This window comes from Methylobacterium crusticola, assembly GCF_003574465.1.
GTDB classification, from domain to species: Bacteria; Pseudomonadota; Alphaproteobacteria; order Rhizobiales; family Beijerinckiaceae; genus Methylobacterium; species Methylobacterium crusticola.
On record NZ_QOWC01000510.1, the window covers coordinates 1 to 636 of the forward strand.

A 636-nucleotide genomic window follows, 5' to 3' on the forward strand; every position below is an offset into this window, starting at 1 on the left:
CGCCGCTGCCGCGCGCCTCGGGCAGCAGCGCGAGGTCGTGGATGCACCAGGCGCCGGCGGGCTCGGGCAGGGCGCCGAGCCGCGCGCCGAGGGGCGGCACCGCCCGCGCGTGCCAGGCACCGCCCGCGCGTGCCAGGGATGGCCGATCGCGTAGCCGACGACGCGGCCCGCCTGCGCGAGGACGAGGCAGCCCTCCGGGCAGAGCCGCAGCCGCTCGGCCGCGACCGCGTCGTCCTCCGGGTAATCCGGATGCACGAGGGCCGCGATGGCCGCGACGGCGGGCAGGTCCGCCGCCCGCATCGGCCGCCACGCCGCCCGCGGGCGCCGCGCCGGGCAGGAGCCGCGCCTCACGGCGGGGAGCGGCTGCGCCGCGGGGCGAAGGACGGGCAGCGCCGCATGGTCCACGCCCCTCGCGCATCCGGCCGGGCGGATCAAGCCCCGGATCGAGCCCCGCGGCCGTCCCGCGGCGCCCGGAGGACCGGGGCCTCACCGCGGCGCGGTGCCGTCCGGCCGGTTCGAGGGCAGCCCGCCGGGCGCCGCCGGATAGGCGGTGCTCGGCACCGCCCCGGCCTGTCCGACCGAGCTGCTCGGCGCCGCCGTGCGGCTCGCATCCGCCGCCCCGGACGGGCCCGGCGC

The 636-nt window shown here is 82.5% G+C and carries 1 pseudogene; it reads right to left on the bottom strand.

The features are described from left to right. Positions 1–300, bottom strand: a pseudogene (locus tag DT057_RS35125) (hypothetical protein); the annotation flags it as partial. Positions 301–636 lie beyond the last annotated feature (336 nt).